Genomic DNA, 15,440 nt, shown 5'->3' on the forward strand with positions numbered 1-15,440 from the left:
GACGCGCAGCCGACCGCCGAGCAGCCGACCGCCGAGCAGCCGACCGCCGAGCAGCCGGCCGACGAGGCACCCGCGGCGGCGATCCTCGACCTGCCGGAGCCCCATCGCGAGCCGTCGGCCCCGCGGGTGCCGAAGGAGATCGCGGTCGATCTGCTCGACTCCGTGCTCGAGGCGCTGCCCGCACCGCGGCGCCCGGGGGAGGGCCGTCGCCGGTCTCGCCGCGTCTCGACGCCCGCACTCACGCCCGGCCAGGACGAGTGACCCGTCCGGTCCGCGTACGGATGCGCCGGACCGGCGCCGATTCGGGCCACACGGGGGCGACGCTCAGTGGCGGTCGCGGCCCTTCACCCGGAGGCCGCTCGCGATCAGCCGCCGGGTGAGCTCGCCCGCCGTCACCTGCTCGGCGCCCGCGGCCACCAGGTCATCGATCCGGTCGGCCGGCACGTCGTAGTGGTCCCGGTCGAAGCCGCGAGTCGGTAGGCCGTTCGCAGCCGCGAAGGCGTGCAGCTCGTCCAGCGAGGCGTCGCTGACGAGGTGGGCCCACATCCGGCCGTGCGCCGGCCACATCGGAGCGTCCACCAGCACGGCCACCACGGCATCGTCCCACCACGCACCGACCCGGTCCGGTGGAGGACCCGGCCGAGGTGGGCTATGCTTGACGGTCGGTGCGCGGACGGCCCATCGTGTCGCCGTCCGTCGACGCACCGGTCAGACGTTCCGTCACCCGCCCCGTGGAATCACGTGCGGCGCACGGTGGCACGGCAGAAGAGGTTGAGGCTCGAAGTGGTCTATGCGATCGTGCGCGCCGGTGGGCGCCAGGAGAAGGTCGAGGTCGGCACCGTGGTGACGCTCGACCGCATCGCGGCAGGGGAGGACGGCACGGTGAAGCTCGCGCCGGTGCTCCTCGTCGACGGTGAGAAGGTCACCCACGCGGCGGCCGAGCTCGCCGATGTGACGGTCACCGCGGAGGTCCTCGGCGACCTGCGCGGCAAGAAGATCGTCATCCAGAAGTTCAAGAACAAGACCGGGTACAAGAAGCGCCAGGGACACCGCCAGGAGCTCACCCGCGTCCGCGTCACCGCGATCGGCTGAGGGGAGCACAGCAATGGCACACAAGAAGGGCGCGAGCTCGACCCGCAACGGTCGTGACTCCAACGCGCAGCGTCTCGGCGTGAAGCGCTTCGGCGGCCAGGTCGTCAAGGCGGGCGAGATCATCGTGCGTCAGCGCGGCACGCACTTCCACCCCGGCATCAACGTCGGCCGTGGCGGCGACGACACCCTCTTCGCCCTCGAGGCCGGTGCGGTGCGCTTCGGCGCGCGCGGCGGTCGCAAGGTCATCGACATCGAGGTCCCCGCACTCGCGGAGTGACTCGCATCCCGGGCAGGGATCCACTGCTCAAGGCGCACGGGCGGGTCGAGTACCCGCCCGTCGCCGTTTCCGGACCCGGAAGGAGAGGCCGTCATGGCGACCTTCGTCGACTCGGTGACGCTGCACCTGACCGCCGGACACGGCGGGAACGGCTGCGTCTCCATCCGGCGTGAGAAGTTCAAGCCGCTCGCCGGGCCGGACGGCGGCAACGGTGGCGACGGTGGCGACATCGTGCTCGTCGCCGACCCCCAGGTGACCACGCTGCTCGGCTACCACCGGTCGCCGCACCGCAGCTCGGGCAACGGCGGTCCCGGCATGGGCGACAACCGCAGCGGCGCCAACGGCGAGTCCCTCGAGCTCCCGGTGCCGGTCGGCACGGTGGTCCGCGACGACGACGGCACCGTGCTCGCCGACCTCGCCGAGCCGGAGATGCGCTTCGTGGCGGCCGGGGGTGGCCGTGGTGGCCTCGGCAACGCGGCACTGGCCGGCACGAAGCGGAAGGCCCCCGGGTTCGCGCTGCTCGGCGAGCCCGGCGAGGCGCTCGACGTGCGGCTCGACCTCAAGACGGTCGCGGACGTCGCCCTCGTCGGGTTCCCGTCGGCGGGCAAGTCGAGCCTGATCGCGGCGATGTCCGCCGCGCGTCCGAAGATCGCGGACTACCCGTTCACGACGCTGCAACCGAACCTCGGCGTCGTCGAGGCAGGCCGTGTCCGCTACACGATCGCGGACGTGCCGGGCCTCATCGAGGGCGCGAGCGAGGGCCGCGGACTGGGCCTCGACTTCCTGAAGCACATCGAGCGCTGCAGCGTGCTCGTGCACGTCCTCGACTGCGCGACCGTCGACCCCGGGCGCGACCCGCTCACCGACCTCGACGTCATCCGCGCCGAGCTCGGGGCGTATCCCGTGCCGGCCGGCCAGACCCCGCTGCTCGACCGCCCGCAGCTCGTCGCGCTCAACAAGATCGATGCGCCGGATGCGCGAGAGCTCGCCGAGATGGTCCGTCCCGACCTCGAGGCGCGCGGCTTCCGCGTCTTCGCCGTCTCCGCAGCGAGCCACGAGGGGCTGCAGTCGCTCTCCTTCGCGCTCGCGCAGCTCGTGGAGCAGGACCGCGCGGATCGCGCCGCGCAGGCGAAGCCGGCCCGGATCGTGCTCCGGCCCACGCCCATCGACGAGCAGGGCTTCGTGGTCAAGGTCGAGGGGGGCACCGAGCCGGTCTACCGCGTGCTGGGCACCAAGCCGCAGCGCTGGGTGGCCCAGACCGACTTCACCAACGACGAGGCGGTCGGGTACCTCGCGGACCGGCTCGCGAAGATCGGCGTCGAGGACGCCCTCTTCGAGGCGGGCGCCGTGCCGGGCTCCACCGTGGTCATCGGCCCCGGCGACGGCGTCGTCTTCGACTGGGAGCCGACGCTCATGTCGACCGCCGAGCTCATCACCGCGCCCCGCGGCAGCGACATGCGCTTCAACCAGTCGGGCCGGCGCACCACGGAGGAGCGCCGCGTCGGGTACCGGGACCGCATGGACGCGAAGGCGGCCGCCCGCGCCCAGCTCGACGCGGAGCGGATCGCCGAACGCGAAGGGGACGCCGCCGTCGGCTCGGAGCCCCGGCCGTGACCGTCCCGACGATGCAGGAGCAGGCGCCGGGCGCCACCCGGATCGTCGTGAAGGTGGGGTCGTCGTCCATCAGCGGGGACAAGGCGGGTCAGGTGGTGCCGCTCGTCGCGGCACTCGCCGCGACCCACGCACGCGGGGCGGAGATCGTGCTCGTGTCCTCGGGCGCGATCGCGACCGGCATGCCCCATCTGCGGCTCCTCGACCGCCCCACCGACCTCGCCGTGCAGCAGGCGGCCGCGGCGGTCGGCCAGAACCTGCTCATCAAGCGGTACCAGGAGCAGCTCGACGGCTTCGGCATCGTCGCCGGGCAGGTGCTGCTCACCGCCGGTGACCTCGAGAACCCGAAGCACCGCAGCAACGCGGAGCGGGCATTCGACACCCTGCTGGCCCTGCGGATCCTGCCGATCGTCAACGAGAACGACACGGTGGCGACGCACGAGATCCGGTTCGGTGACAACGACCGGCTCGCGGCACTCGTCGCCGAGCTGATCGGCGCCGACCTGCTCGTGCTGCTGTCCGACGTCGAGGCGCTGTACACCCGGCCGCCGGGGGAGCCCGGTGCGGAGCCGATCGCCTTCGTCGGCGCCGGGGACCCGCTCACCGGCATCGTCGTGGGGGAGAGCGACACGGGCGTCGGCACCGGTGGCGCCGCGACGAAGGTCGCCGCCGCCCGGTACGCCACCGACGCCGGCATCGCGGTGCTGCTCACCGCCACGGAGCACGTCGCCCGCGCCCTCGACGGCGAGCGCATCGGTACCTGGTTCGAACCCGCGACCGCCACGGAATCGGCGGCCGGATAGACTCCCGCGGCATGACGGACACGCTCACCGCATCCGCTGCCACGACCGACGCGACGCCGCGCTTCGCCGCCGCGAAGGCCGCCTCCCGCCGGCTCGCCACCGCCACGTCGGGCGAGCGCGATCGCGGACTGGAGTCCATCGCGGCGGCGCTCCTCGCCGCGGCCGGCCGCGTGCTCGAAGCCAACGCCCGGGACCTGGCGGCTGCGCAGTCGGCGGGGATGGCCGAAGGCCTGCAGGACCGCCTCCGGCTCGACCAGCAGCGGGTCGCACGGCTCGCGGACGCCGTGCTGCAGATCGCGGCTCTGCCGGATCCGGTGGGCGAGGTGCTGCGCGGGCGCACGCTGCCGAACGGGCTCCGGCTCAGCCAGGTGCGGGTCCCGTTCGGCGTCGTCGGTGCGATCTACGAGGCGCGCCCGAACGTGACGGTCGACATCACCGCGCTCGCGCTGAAGAGCGGGAACGCGGTCGTGCTCCGGGGCGGCACGGCGGCCCAGCACACGAACGGCGTGCTCGTCGACGTCATCCGCGACGCGCTCGCGGCCGCAGGGCTGCCCGCTGAAGCCGTGCAGTCGGTCGACGACCTCGGCCGCGACGGCGCCGCCCAGCTCATGCGCGCCAGGGGCTTCGTGGACGTGCTCGTGCCGCGCGGCAGCGCCGCCCTCATCGACGCGGTGGTGCGGGAGTCCACCGTGCCCGTCATCGAGACCGGCGCCGGCGTCGTGCACGTCTTCCTCGACGCGAGCGCGGACGAGCGGATGGCCACCGAGATCGTCGTGAACGCGAAGACGCAGCGGGTCGGCGTCTGCAACGCCCTCGAGACGCTCCTCGTGCACCGGGACGCGGCCCCGCGGCTGCTGCCCGCCGTCGCCGAGGCCCTCCAGCGAGCGGGCGTCGTGCTGCACGCCGACGACGAGGCCCGCGCGGTCCTGCCGGACGCCGTGCCGGCGACCGACGCGGACTGGGCCACCGAGTACGGCTCCCTCGACCTCACGGTCGGCGTCGTCGACGACCTCGACGCCGCCGTGGCGCACATCGACCGCTTCTCCACCCACCACACCGAGTCCATCGTCACCAACGATCTCGCGAACGCCGAGCGGTTCCTCGCGGAGGTGGACTCCGCGGTCGTCATGGTCAACGCGTCCCCGCGGTTCTCGGACGGCGGCGAGTTCGGGTTCGGTGCCGAGGTCGGGATCTCCACCCAGAAGCTGCATGCGCGCGGCCCGATGGGGCTGCCCGAGCTGACGAGCACCAAGTGGCTCGTCCGCGGGGACGGGCAGACGCGGGCCTGACGTCCGCCGCACTCGGTGTCCAGGTGCGGGCGCGCCTAGAATCGAGCGGTTCCCGGGCGCCGATCCGGGGCGAGAGGAGGACGCGGTGACATTCCTGGCCGCTGTGCCGCACATCATGGCCGGCTACCACGAGCAGGAGCTGCCCGTGCCGAGCGTGATCTTCCCGATCGTCGCCCTCAGCGTCTTCGCGCTCCTCGGGTTCGTCGCCTGGTCCTACCGGGACGTGGCCAACCGCCACAACGGCAAGCCCACGCGCGGCGGGCAGCACGGCCCGACGGTCTAGCGGGGGAGCCGTCAGCGCCGCATCCGCCACCCGGCCGCCCGGCAGCACCCGCCGCCGGGTCGGCGTGATGGGTGGCACCTTCGATCCGATCCACCACGGCCACCTCGTGGCCGCGAGCGAGGTCCAGCGCGTCTTCGAGCTGGACGAGGTGATCTTCGTGCCGACGGGCCGACCGTGGCACAAGGCCGCGGTCACCGAGCCCGAGCACCGCTACCTGATGACGGTCGTCGCGACCGCGTCCAACCCCCGCTTCATGGTGTCGCGCGTCGACATCGACCGAGGCGGCGTCACCTACACCGTCGACACCCTCAGGGACCTCAAGGAGCAGCACCCCGACGCGGATCTGTTCTTCATCTCGGGTGCCGACGCGATCGCGCAGATCTTCAGCTGGAAGGACCTCGACGAGCTCTGGAGTCTCGCGCACTTCGTCGCGGTCACCCGTCCCGGGCACGCGCTGTCGGTCGCCGGGCTGCCTCGTGACGACGTCAGCGTGCTCGAGGTGCCCGCTCTGGCGATCTCCTCGACGGATTGCCGAGCGCGTGTGCGACACGGCGCACCGGTTTGGTACCTCGTCCCGGATGGTGTGGTTCAGTACATCAGCAAGCACCGTCTGTACAGGAGCGCACCATGACCTTGTGGCAGGACCAGTCTTCGCGGGGGAGCCGTAACGGCACCGCCGTGGACACCGCCCGAGCTGGGGAGACCCGTGAGGACGGTCAACCACTCAGCCGGCGAGCGGCCAGGGAGCGTGAGCGGCGAGCCGCCGAGGCGCTCGCCCAGGGCCAGGCGCACCCCTCGGGAGTCGTCGACTTCGACGGCCATGACTTCAGCAACGAATTACACGCTGATCAGGAAATCCCCGTCCAGAACACCGCCGACATCTGGGCCGCGCTGGCCCGCAGGGCGGACACGCCGCCGGCCCAGCCGGTCGATGGTCCGCACACCGGAGACCTGGCCAGGTTCCGCTCCGGCATCCCCGAGGCCCCGACGCGGCGCACCGGTCCGGTGCCCGCGTCGCCCATGACCGGTGAGCTGCTCGAGCGCGTTCGGGACGCCGTGCTCCGCGAGCACGAGGCCGAACCGCTGCCCACCGTGCGCACGCCCGTGCAGCAGCCCCCGCTCAGCCGCCGCGAGCTGCGCCGCCGCCAGGCCGAGCAGACCACCGAGGACGGCATGCCGGCCGCGTGGTTCAGCGACGAGCAGGGCGTGCCCGCCGCATTCGCCGGCTACGACGACGCCCCGACGGTCGCGATGGCGGCGCTCGACCGCGCCGAGCTCGAGGCGCAGACGCCGATGACGGCGCCCGTGAACCTGCCGCAGTTCTTCGCCGAGCCCCAGGGCGACGACTCGCTGACCTTCTCGAACCCGGTGCCGCTCGCGGACCCGGATCCGCTGACCGAGGTCGCCGAGGCGGAGCCCGAGTTCATCGAGCCCCAGTCGGCCTACCGCGGCCGCGCGTGGAGCCAGGTCTCCGACGACTTCGCCGAGCCGGCCGCCTTCGCGGACCCGGTCGGATACGCCGAGCCGCCCACCGGATACGCCGAGCCGCCCGCCGCCTTCGGCCCGGAGCAGGTCGGTCCGCCGAGCGAGGTCACCGACCTCGCCGGGTTCGAGGCGCTCATCCGCCGCGCGCGCAGCGGCCAGCCGCAGGGTGCGCCCGAGCCGATGTTCAAGCAGGCGGAGCAGCCGCGTCAGGCTCTGCCCTGGGCCGACGACGAGGACGACGCGCAGGACTACACGGGCCTCCTCGGCCGGCCGGTGCAGGGCTCGAACGGCTCTGCCAACGCCCTGATCCTCTCCGGCGACCCGCAGCCCGACCTCACCCAGGCGGTCAACAGCACCGGCGACCTCTTCATCACGGGGTCCCTCAACCTTCCGCGCAGCCTTGCGCAGACGGGGGCGACCGCCGAGCACTACGACTCGCTCGACATCGACCGGTTGTTCGAGGCCTCGCAGGACGAGCCGGCCGCCGGCGTCGCTCCGGTCCGTGCCAGCAGGGCGGTGAGCGGCACGGGCTCGACCCGGGCGATCATCGGCGCTCGTCGCGCCCGCGGCAACGTGCTGCCCACGGTTCTGGCGATCATCGCCGGTGCGATGGCTGTGGGTGTGGTGACCCTGCTCGTGGGGAGCTGGGTCCTCAAGCTATTCTGATCGGCGTCGTGGAGAAGGTAGGGGCGCACACCCAGGTGCAGCAGGCGGCTGAGGCCGCATGGGCCAAGAACGCCGACGACCTCGTCGCGATCGACGTCTCCTCACGACTGCCGCTCACGGACGCCTTCCTGCTCGCCTCCGGCAGCAGCGAGCGCAACGTGCTCGCGATCGCCGACGCGGTGGACGAGCGGATGTCCGCGTCGGGCGTGCCCCTGAAGCGGCGCGAGGGCCGGGGCCAGGGCCGCTGGGAGCTGCTCGACTTCGGCGACGTGGTCGTGCACGTCTTCCACCAGGAGGACCGGGCGTACTACGGGCTCGAACGGCTCTGGCGCGACTGCCCGGCGATCCCGCTCGAGCTCGCCGACGACGCCGGCCGGGCCGCCGCCTCCTGAGCCCTCTCGCGGCCGTCGTGGAGCCGGCGGAGGCCGTCGGGCTCCGGCCGGGACCGCTCGACGAGGCGGTCCGGATGATCCGCACGCGGGGCGCCGTCGCGCAGCTCGTCGTGCTCCGCCGGGGGCGGGTCGCGCTCGACCGGTCGTTCGGCTGCCGGCCGGACGCGCTCTTCTGGACCTTCTCGGCGGGGAAGCCGGTCACCGCGCTCACCGTCCATCTGCTCGCCGAACGCGGGCTGCTCGACCTCGACGCGCCGGTCGCCGACCACTGGCCGGAGTTCGCCGCGAACGGCAAGGGGGCCGTGACCGTCCGGAACGTGCTCGAGCACCGGGCGGGCCTGGGGGCCGCGGGTATCCCCGGAGACGCGCTCGTGCTCGCGGATCGTCGGCGGGCGACGGCGCGCACCGCGGCCGCGCGGCTCGTGCGACCGCCCGGGACCGCCGCCGGGTACAGCCCGCTCGCCGCCGGCTTCGTGCTCGGCGAGCTCGTGCGCCGCGTCACCGGGCGGCCCGAGCGGGACGCCGTCCGGGAGCTGCTCCTCGACCCGGCCGGACTGCACGACACCCACCTCGGCCTGCCGGGCCGCCTGCTGCCCCGCGCTGTCCCGGTCCACGGGTCGAACCCCCTGGCGGCGGTCGTCTCTGCGTGGGTGAACCGGCCGGCCGTGCGCCGGGCCGTCATCCCCTCCGCCGGGCTCTCGACCACCGCCCGAGACCTGGCTGCGCTGTACCGGATGCTGCTCGCCGGGGGCCTGAGGGGCCGGCGCCGGGTGCTCGCCGCCGCCACCGTGGCCGGGGCGGTCGCGCCGTCCGGCGACGACGGGTTCGACCGCGTGGCGCGCTACCCGATCCGCTGGAGCGCCGGCTTCCAGCTCGGCGGCCCGCGAGCGGTGCCCGGGACCGTCAGCCCGATGGGGGCCGGCAGCAGCCCGCGCGCCTTCGGCCACAACGGCAGCAACTGCTGCATCGCCTGGGCCGACCCGGACCGCGACCTCGTCGTGGTGCACCTCACCGACCGGATCGGCAGCCCGCTGCCCGACCTGCGCTACCACGCGGCCGTCGCCGACCGCATCCTCGCCTCCGTGCCCCCGGACGAGCCCGCCGATCGGCGTGGACGCCGGCTCCGAACCAGTGGAGCGGAGACCGGGCGGCCGTCCGGCAGCATGGGAGACGTGGAGGAGCGATGACCGGCACCGATCGACCTCGCGCGGGGCTCTCGGCGATCCTCGTGCTCCTGCTCGCCGCCCTCGCGGTGCTCCTTTCAGCGGAACCGGCGAACGCCCACGACTACCTCGTGAGCAGCACGCCCGCAGCCGGCAGCACCGTGACGGCCGCACCGACGCGGGTGACCCTCACCTTCGACGCGGCGGTGCTGAGGACGGGCAACGGATCGGACGTCCTCAGCGTCACGGGACCGGGCGGGAAGCACTTCGAGACGGCCTGCCCGGTCGTCGGAGACGACGGCGTGAGCGCGGCGGTGCGCCTCGGGCCCGCCGGTACCTACACCGTCCGCTGGCGCGTCGTCTCGGCCGACGGGCACCCCGTCGCGGACTCCATCCGCTTCCGCTACGCACCCACCGCGGGCACGACCGGCGCCGCCGGGTCCGACTCCGGGCCGGTGTGCGGGAACGCCGCCGGCCGCACGGGTTCGGGAACCTCCGCCGCACAGCCCGCCTCGACGGGCAGCGTGCTCGTGCTGATCGTCGTCGTCGCCGGCGTGCTCGTGCTGATCGTCGTGGTCGGCGTCGTCCTCGCCGTCGTGCTGACCCGCCGCCGCGGCTGACGCACGCAGCGGTGTCCCAGCCGGCGCCCCGGAAGGGTGGTTAGCGTCCGCAGAGGATCGGGGTCGACCCCCCTCGACCGGTGATCCGAGGAGGTCTCGTGGCCCGCACCGCGACCGACACCGTTCCCGACCGCTGGACCGGGAGCCAGCGCCGCACCCTGTTCGCCGGGGTCGGCGCATGGACCCTCGACGCGTTCGACTACTTCGTGCTCGTCTTCGTGCTCGACACCATGTCGAAGGACTTCCACATCACGCTGGTCACGGCGACGCTCGCCATCAGCTTCACCCTCGTGATGCGGCCCGTCGGCGCCCTGGTGTTCGGCCCGCTCGCCGAACGGTTCGGGCGGAAGCCTGTGCTGGTGGTGGACATCGTCCTGTTCGCGCTCATCGAGCTCGCGACGACGTTCTCGCCGAGCTTCGGCGTGTTCTTCGCGCTCCGCATCGTGTACGGCATCGCGATGGGGGGCATCTGGGGCGTCGGCTCGGCCCTCACCATGGAGACCGTGCCCGCGCGCTCCAGGGGCGCGGTCTCGGGGCTGTTCCAGGCCGGCTACCCCCTCGGCTACCTTCTCGCCGCCGCCGTGTTCGGGCTCCTCGAGCCCACCGTCGGGTGGCGGGGCATGTTCGCGATCGGGGTCGTCCCGGTCGTCCTCGCGATCTACATCGCCCTCCGCGTCGACGAGTCGCCGGTGTGGCTCGCCTCACAGGGCCGGCCGCGCGAGTCGCGGCCCGCGTTCTGGCCCGCCGTGCGCGCCAACTGGCCGGTGCTCGCCTTCGCCGTCGTGCTGATGGCGGCGTTCAACTACTTCAGCCACGGCACGCAGGACCTGTATCCGACCTTCCTGCTCGAGCAGCACCACTTCGCGCCGGGTACGGTCAGCCTCATCGCGATCACCTACAACATCGCGGCGATCATCGGCGGGCTCGTCGCCGGCACCCTGTCCGAGCGCTTCGGCCGGAAGCGCACGATCATCGTGTTCGCCGCACTCGCCCTCCCTGCGATCCCGTTGTGGGCCTTCGCCGGTGGATCCGTGCTCCTCGGCGTCGGCGCGTTCCTCATGCAGTTCATGGTGCAGGGGGCGTGGGGCGTGATCCCGGCCTACCTCAACGAGCTCGTCCCCGCCGGCACCCGCGCGGTCCTGCCCGGGTTCGTCTACCAGCTCGGCAACGTGATCGCCTCGCCGAACGCGACGATCCAGGCGCTGATCGCGCGGAGCGCAGGAGGCGACTTCGCGATCGCCCTGGCGGCCGTCGCGGCGGTCGTCGCCGTCGTGATCGTGGTGCTCATGGCGCTCGGCCGCGAGACGCGGGGCGCCGACCTGACGACGACGACCTGACACCCCGTGGTCCGCGGGTGTCGTCGCGTCGCGGAGTCGGAGCGAGGCGCGGAACCCCGGATGCGCAGCACCCGGATGCCCTATCCTCGAGTGCTCGAGCCGCTCCGACGGCCGGCACCGAGGAAGCGCGAGGCCCGATCCAATGCCCGACTCTCCCACGATCAGCGTCATCATCGCGGCGTACCGATCCGGCGACCGGATCCGGCGCGTGCTCGACTCGCTCGACGCCCAGACGCTGCCGCAGGCCGAGTTCGAGACGATCGTCGTGGACGACGGCTCGCCCGACGACACCTTCGAGCTGCTCGGCGCGCTCGCCGCCGAACGCCCGAACATGCGCATCGACCGCATCGAGAACACGGGCTGGGCCTCCGGCCCCCGCAACCACGGCATCGAGATGGCCCGGGGAGAGTGGGTGCTGTTCATGGACCACGACGACGCCCTCTACCCCGACGCGCTGCGTCGCGGCGCCGAGTTCGCGGCCGAGCACCGGTCCGACATCGTCTCGGCGAAGGAGGTGAAGTCGAACAACCTCGGCTGGGGCTTCAGCGGCTACCTCGAGAACGTCGGCAACGCCGTCCCCGACCGCGGCATCACCGCGCTTCTGCCGATGCTGCCCCACAAGCTGTACCGCCGCACGATGCTGCTCGACCACGGCGTGCGCTTCCCGGTGGGCCGGCGCATGCTCTGGGAGGACGTCTACTTCAACGTCGCCACCTACCGCGCGGCCGAGGTCGTCTCGGTGCTCGCGGACACGCCCTTCTACCTCTGGACGATCGCCGGCGGCAACAACTCGTCGACCTACGGGCCGGGCAGCCCGGAGTACTGGCAACGGATGATCGACCTGATGGCGTACATCGACGAGACGCTCGACGGCGAGCGGTTCGCCGCATCGCGCCGCGCGATGCTCGTGCAGCAGTACCGCGTGCGGGTCGTCGGGCGGTTCCACCCGCTGCTGACGGTCGCCGACGACCCCCGGCTGTCGATGGCGATGCCGTTCGTGCGCGAGATCCTGGACCGCTTCATGCCGGTCGAGTGGGACGAGGACCTCGGCCTGCTCGACCGGGCGAAGTCCTTCCTGCTGCGAGCAGGCCGGATCGACCTGCTCCGGCAGCTCCACCTCGCCCAGAGCGCGGTCGCGGGACAGGCGTCGACCGACACGATCGAGTGGCGCGGTGACCGGCTGCACCTCACCGCGACGGTGCGCTGGCGCACGGCCGACGGGGATCCGCTCCTCCTGCAGCGTGACGGCGACCGGCTGCTGCGACGGCTGCCGCGCGCGGTGCAGCGGGAGCTGCCCGAGGCGCTGCTCGACCTCGCCGACGCGGTGAACGGGGCGACCGCGCTCGTCACGGTGCAGAACCGGGCCGGCCGGGAGGCGTGGGCGCAGGCGACCACGGTCCTTCCCGGGGTCGAGGAGGTCGGTCGCGGACTCGTGACGCCCACGCTGCGCATCGAGACGGCGATCGACATCGTCACGGCGGCATACGGGCGGCCCCTCGCCGCGACGACCTGGGACGTCCACGTCCGCGTGACCCTCTCCGACGTCGTCAACCATCGGGCGCTGAAGACGTCCACGGCCGCCCTGCCGGCGGTGGTGCATGCGCAGCCGGTCGCGGTGTACGCGAACACGCGGAACGCCCTCTCGCTCGACCTCGCGTCGCGCCTGCGTTCCGTCGTGAAGGACGGCCGGGCCCCCCTGGAGGACGTCACCGGCACGGTCGGGAACCTCGTCGTGCCGCTGCCGGCCGTGCACGTCGGCACCGGGGGCACGGTCCCCGCGCAGATCGTGCTGCGTGCCGGGGACTCGATCGCGGGCACCCTCGACGGCCGGCTCGTCGCTGACGAGGACGGCGCGCGCCTGGAGCTCGCGGGCGACGTGCCCGCCGGGACGTACACGGTGGATGTCGCGGTCGGGGACGCCGAGCCGCTTCCGACCCGGTGGCGACTGCTGGTGGACCATCGGGGCGTCGTCGAGTTCTCGCGCATCACCGCGCCCGCCGCCGCGCCCGACGGCAAAGGCAGGCCGACGCTGCGCGACCGGCTGGTGCGCCGCCTCCGGCGATCCGGCCGGCGACTGCTCCGGCGCGTCTGAGGGCCGCGCCGGACTCCATCCGTGGTGCTGCTGGGGACGCTCGGCCTCGTCGTCGTCGCGGCGGCCGCCGCCGCGTTCGTCGCCGAGCGGCGGGAGGCGCGCAGGCAGGAGCGCCGCCTGCGGCCCTGGTTCGTCGCGACGGACGTGGTCGGTGGCCTGTTCGGCCTCGTCGTCGCCGTGGTCGCATTCACGAGTTGACGGCGAGCCACGCCGGACCGCTCAGCCCCGTGCGGCGAGGTCCCGGAGCAGGTCCTCCGGCGACATGCCTGCGCGGCGGGCCCGCTGCTCGAGCCGCGCCCACTCGTCCGCGGCGAGCTCGACCGTGACGCTGCGCCCGCCGGCGGTCCCGTCGGCGAGATCGAAGAGTGACGGGGACGGGGCCGTCGCGGGGACCTCGGGCGCGGGTGCGCGCACGGTGGCGGGGGCGCCGTTCACCGGGCCGAACCCGGGCCCCGTCGGGATCGGGCCGGCGCCCCGCTGGAACGCGGTCGCGACGGCTCTGGCCCGCTCGTCGGCGGCCTCGTTCAACTCGTGCCCGACGTGCCCCTTGACCCACTCGAACCGGTAGCGGCGCCCGGCGATCGCCTCGTCGAGCTCCTGGAGCAGCTCGACGTTGAGCACCGGCTTGCCGTCGGCCTTGCGCCATCCGCGACGCTTCCATCCCGGCATCCACGAGGTCACCGAGTTGATGACGTACTGGCTGTCGCAGAGCACGAGCAGGTCGTCGTCGACCCCGTTCGTCGCCCGGAACAGCTCGAGCACGGCCTTCAGCTCGCCCATGTTGTTCGTGCCGTGCTTCCACCCGCCGGCCGCCCAGTGGTCGTCGTCGATGTACCAGGCCCAGCCTGCTGGTCCCGGGTTGCCCAGCGCGGATCCGTCGGCGGCAGCGGTGATCGTCACCGGATCATCGTAGGAAGCGCGGCGGACGGGCGACGGTCACTCGGAGGGCGTGAACCACGGCGGGTGCACGACGATCCTGGGCGCGGCGCCCTCGACCGCGTCGAACATGCGGCGCACGCGGTTGCGCATCGGTTCGTTCGGCACGCCGATCAGCGTGATCGTGTCGATCGGGACGGGATCGGGCAGCAGCACCTCGGCGGCGGCGAGGTCCTGCTCCTCGCGGGAGATGCGCGCGACCGCGCGCACCGGATCGTCGACCGAGAACACGGTGGCAGGCGCGGAGGCGTCGCCGTGGGCGACGACGGCGTCGTCGCCGGCCGTCGAGGCCGGCAGGACGAGCATCACGTACTCGGTGGGGGAGCTGAGGCGGGCGGCGGTCGACCAGGCGGCGCCGGTCGCGCCGTCCCGCAGCTCGATCCAGCGGTCCGCGTCCGGGGTGAGGGCGAACGGCACGAAGGCGTCCACCCGCTTGCCCGTACCGACGTCCGCCGCCGCGCGCAGCTGCCGGACGAGCGGGGCCGCGGTGTCGACGTCCGGATCCGCGCCGCCCGCGATGGAGCGCAGCGCCCCGTCGAGGAGGATCGACTCGAGGTTCCTGGCGTGGGTCCAGTGGTAGAGGCGCCGCTTCGAGAAGGCCGGTCCCGTGGACGTGCTCCGCGCGCTCGCGCCGGCGGCCCTGCGGATGCGAGGACCCGACGCACGCGTCGGGCGCGCCTTCGTCGTGGCCGTCGCGGTGGCGGTCACCGTCGGCGGCGGCTCAGGGACGACGCGCGGGAAGCAGATGTCGCACAGTCCCTCGTCGAACCCGTGGATGCACTCCGCCACCGTGTCGAGTCCCTCCGTCCGCGCGCGCCCCACGGACCCCGCCTTCAAACGGTACGCCCTTCCGGACGTCCCGGCGTACCGGGCTCCGCCGACATCCCCACTGTCCTCGCGCGCGGGCCCGCGAGGCGGCCGGGGCGTCGCCTGCGTGATCGCGGCTAGGCGGAGCGGTCGTGCGTCGATGCACCGGGACGCGGCTGGCCCTGCCGCCGTGATCCGGTGCACTGCATGTCGCCGGCCTTCTCGCTCGCTCCTCGGACGTGCCGCCGGATGAGTCCGCCGACCGCCGGCTCGCTGAGGTGGTAGAAGGGCCGGTCGTGGTACCGGCGCGAGCTGACGACGCCGATGCGCTCGAGCGAGGCGAGGTGCTGCTGCACGGCCGCGGGCGACTGCTCGGTGATGTCCGCCAGGTGGTTGAGGGACAGCTCGTCCCGGCCCAGAGCGATGACCAACCGGACCCGGTCGGGGTGCGCCAAGGTCTCGAAGACCTCGACCGTGAGCGCAAGGCGGCGTGCGTCGACGGTCTCGCCGCACATGGGGTCGTCCTCCATCACACCGGCATCGTCACACACCTTGACATGCTAAGTAAAGCACGTGTACAAAGGCCG

The 15,440-nt window shown here is 73.3% G+C and carries 16 protein-coding genes and 3 pseudogenes; 15 read left to right on the forward strand and 4 right to left on the reverse strand.

Annotated elements, in window-relative coordinates; all coding sequences use genetic code 11:
* Nucleotides 1–261, forward strand: a pseudogene (locus JWQ92_RS00505) (hypothetical protein); the annotation flags it as partial.
* Nucleotides 262–324: 63 nt separating this feature from the next.
* On the opposite strand, the gene JWQ92_RS00510 reads toward JWQ92_RS00505, so the two are convergent.
* Nucleotides 325–591, reverse strand: a complete 267-nt coding sequence (locus JWQ92_RS00510; protein WP_297342502.1) for a DUF4031 domain-containing protein — start codon at nucleotides 589–591, stop codon at nucleotides 325–327.
* Nucleotides 592–783: 192 nt separating this feature from the next.
* On the opposite strand from JWQ92_RS00510, the gene rplU reads away from it, so the two are divergent.
* From rplU to JWQ92_RS00580, 14 genes and pseudogenes are all read left to right on the forward strand, one after another.
* A complete protein-coding gene (rplU, locus tag JWQ92_RS00515; protein WP_297342503.1) occupies nucleotides 784–1,092 on the forward strand; it encodes a 50S ribosomal protein L21 in 309 nt (102 codons plus the stop codon).
* Nucleotides 1,093–1,105: 13 nt separating this feature from the next.
* Nucleotides 1,106–1,369, forward strand: coding sequence for a 50S ribosomal protein L27 (rpmA, locus tag JWQ92_RS00520; protein ID WP_297342504.1), 264 nt, complete (start codon nucleotides 1,106–1,108; stop codon nucleotides 1,367–1,369).
* 93 nt (nucleotides 1,370–1,462) lie between these two features.
* A complete protein-coding gene (obgE, locus tag JWQ92_RS00525) occupies nucleotides 1,463–2,983 on the forward strand; it encodes a GTPase ObgE (RefSeq protein ID WP_297342505.1) in 1,521 nt (506 codons plus the stop codon).
* Nucleotides 2,984–2,994: 11 nt separating this feature from the next.
* A complete protein-coding gene (gene proB, locus JWQ92_RS00530) occupies nucleotides 2,995–3,783 on the forward strand; it encodes a glutamate 5-kinase (protein ID WP_297342539.1) in 789 nt (262 codons plus the stop codon).
* A gap of 11 nt (nucleotides 3,784–3,794) precedes the next feature.
* A complete protein-coding gene (locus JWQ92_RS00535; protein WP_297342506.1) occupies nucleotides 3,795–5,072 on the forward strand; it encodes a glutamate-5-semialdehyde dehydrogenase in 1,278 nt (425 codons plus the stop codon).
* Between the two features lie 85 nt (nucleotides 5,073–5,157).
* Nucleotides 5,158–5,355, forward strand: coding sequence for a hypothetical protein (locus tag JWQ92_RS00540; protein ID WP_297342507.1), 198 nt, complete (start codon nucleotides 5,158–5,160; stop codon nucleotides 5,353–5,355).
* A 46-nt stretch (nucleotides 5,356–5,401) separates the two neighbouring features.
* Nucleotides 5,402–5,986, forward strand: a pseudogene (gene nadD / locus JWQ92_RS00545) (nicotinate-nucleotide adenylyltransferase); the annotation flags it as partial.
* The gene (locus tag JWQ92_RS00550; protein WP_297342508.1) at nucleotides 5,983–7,506 is read left to right on the forward strand and encodes a hypothetical protein; all 1,524 of its coding nucleotides are present in this window, start codon (nucleotides 5,983–5,985) and stop codon (nucleotides 7,504–7,506) included. The pseudogene nadD and the gene JWQ92_RS00550, both read left to right, overlap by 4 nt.
* Before the next feature lie 8 nt (nucleotides 7,507–7,514).
* Nucleotides 7,515–7,898, forward strand: coding sequence for a ribosome silencing factor (gene rsfS, locus JWQ92_RS00555; protein ID WP_297342509.1), 384 nt, complete (start codon nucleotides 7,515–7,517; stop codon nucleotides 7,896–7,898).
* Between the two features lie 74 nt (nucleotides 7,899–7,972).
* A complete protein-coding gene (locus JWQ92_RS00560) occupies nucleotides 7,973–9,085 on the forward strand; it encodes a serine hydrolase (RefSeq protein ID WP_297342510.1) in 1,113 nt (370 codons plus the stop codon).
* Nucleotides 9,082–9,681, forward strand: a complete 600-nt coding sequence (locus tag JWQ92_RS00565; protein ID WP_297342511.1) for a copper resistance CopC family protein — start codon at nucleotides 9,082–9,084, stop codon at nucleotides 9,679–9,681. Before JWQ92_RS00560 ends, JWQ92_RS00565 begins: the two co-directional genes overlap by 4 nt.
* A 158-nt stretch (nucleotides 9,682–9,839) precedes the next feature.
* Entirely contained in the window at nucleotides 9,840–11,018 is a 1,179-nt protein-coding gene (locus JWQ92_RS00570) for an MFS transporter (RefSeq protein ID WP_367276697.1), read from the forward strand.
* A gap of 142 nt (nucleotides 11,019–11,160) precedes the next feature.
* Nucleotides 11,161–13,110 carry a glycosyltransferase family A protein gene (locus JWQ92_RS00575; protein ID WP_297342513.1) on the forward strand — a complete coding sequence of 650 codons (1,950 nt, stop codon included), beginning with the start codon at nucleotides 11,161–11,163 and terminating at the stop codon, nucleotides 13,108–13,110.
* Nucleotides 13,111–13,131: 21 nt separating this feature from the next.
* The gene (locus JWQ92_RS00580; protein WP_297342514.1) at nucleotides 13,132–13,308 is read left to right on the forward strand and encodes a hypothetical protein; all 177 of its coding nucleotides are present in this window, start codon (nucleotides 13,132–13,134) and stop codon (nucleotides 13,306–13,308) included.
* A 243-nt stretch (nucleotides 13,309–13,551) separates the two neighbouring features.
* On the opposite strand, the pseudogene JWQ92_RS00585 reads toward JWQ92_RS00580, so the two are convergent.
* The 3 genes and pseudogenes from JWQ92_RS00585 to JWQ92_RS00595 all read right to left on the reverse strand — a co-directional run.
* Nucleotides 13,552–14,010: pseudogene (locus JWQ92_RS00585) on the reverse strand (ribonuclease H); the annotation flags it as partial.
* A gap of 36 nt (nucleotides 14,011–14,046) precedes the next feature.
* The gene (locus JWQ92_RS00590) at nucleotides 14,047–14,868 is read right to left on the reverse strand and encodes a DarT ssDNA thymidine ADP-ribosyltransferase family protein (protein ID WP_297342516.1); all 822 of its coding nucleotides are present in this window, start codon (nucleotides 14,866–14,868) and stop codon (nucleotides 14,047–14,049) included.
* Between the two features lie 122 nt (nucleotides 14,869–14,990).
* Complete coding sequence (locus JWQ92_RS00595) at nucleotides 14,991–15,404, reverse strand: helix-turn-helix transcriptional regulator (RefSeq protein WP_297342517.1); 414 nt, start codon at nucleotides 15,402–15,404, stop codon at nucleotides 14,991–14,993.
* Nucleotides 15,405–15,440 lie beyond the last annotated feature (36 nt).

Source organism: Amnibacterium sp. (assembly GCF_025463795.1).
GTDB lineage: Bacteria > Actinomycetota > Actinomycetes > Actinomycetales > Microbacteriaceae > Amnibacterium.

What these genes read in the sequence shown, in the direction of transcription:
- JWQ92_RS00575 (WP_297342513.1), top strand. Translation starts at nt 11,161, where the DNA reads ATGCCCGACTCTCCCACGATCAGCGTCATCATCGCGGCGTACCGATCC.
- JWQ92_RS00550 (WP_297342508.1), top strand. Translation starts at nt 5,983, where the DNA reads ATGACCTTGTGGCAGGACCAGTCTTCGCGGGGGAGCCGTAACGGCACC.
- JWQ92_RS00565 (WP_297342511.1), top strand. Translation starts at nt 9,082, where the DNA reads ATGACCGGCACCGATCGACCTCGCGCGGGGCTCTCGGCGATCCTCGTG.
- JWQ92_RS00560 (WP_297342510.1), top strand. Translation starts at nt 7,973, where the DNA reads ATGATCCGCACGCGGGGCGCCGTCGCGCAGCTCGTCGTGCTCCGCCGG.
- rpmA (WP_297342504.1), top strand. Translation starts at nt 1,106, where the DNA reads ATGGCACACAAGAAGGGCGCGAGCTCGACCCGCAACGGTCGTGACTCC.
- obgE (WP_297342505.1), top strand. Translation starts at nt 1,463, where the DNA reads ATGGCGACCTTCGTCGACTCGGTGACGCTGCACCTGACCGCCGGACAC.
- JWQ92_RS00535 (WP_297342506.1), top strand. Translation starts at nt 3,795, where the DNA reads ATGACGGACACGCTCACCGCATCCGCTGCCACGACCGACGCGACGCCG.
- proB (WP_297342539.1), top strand. Translation starts at nt 2,995, where the DNA reads ATGCAGGAGCAGGCGCCGGGCGCCACCCGGATCGTCGTGAAGGTGGGG.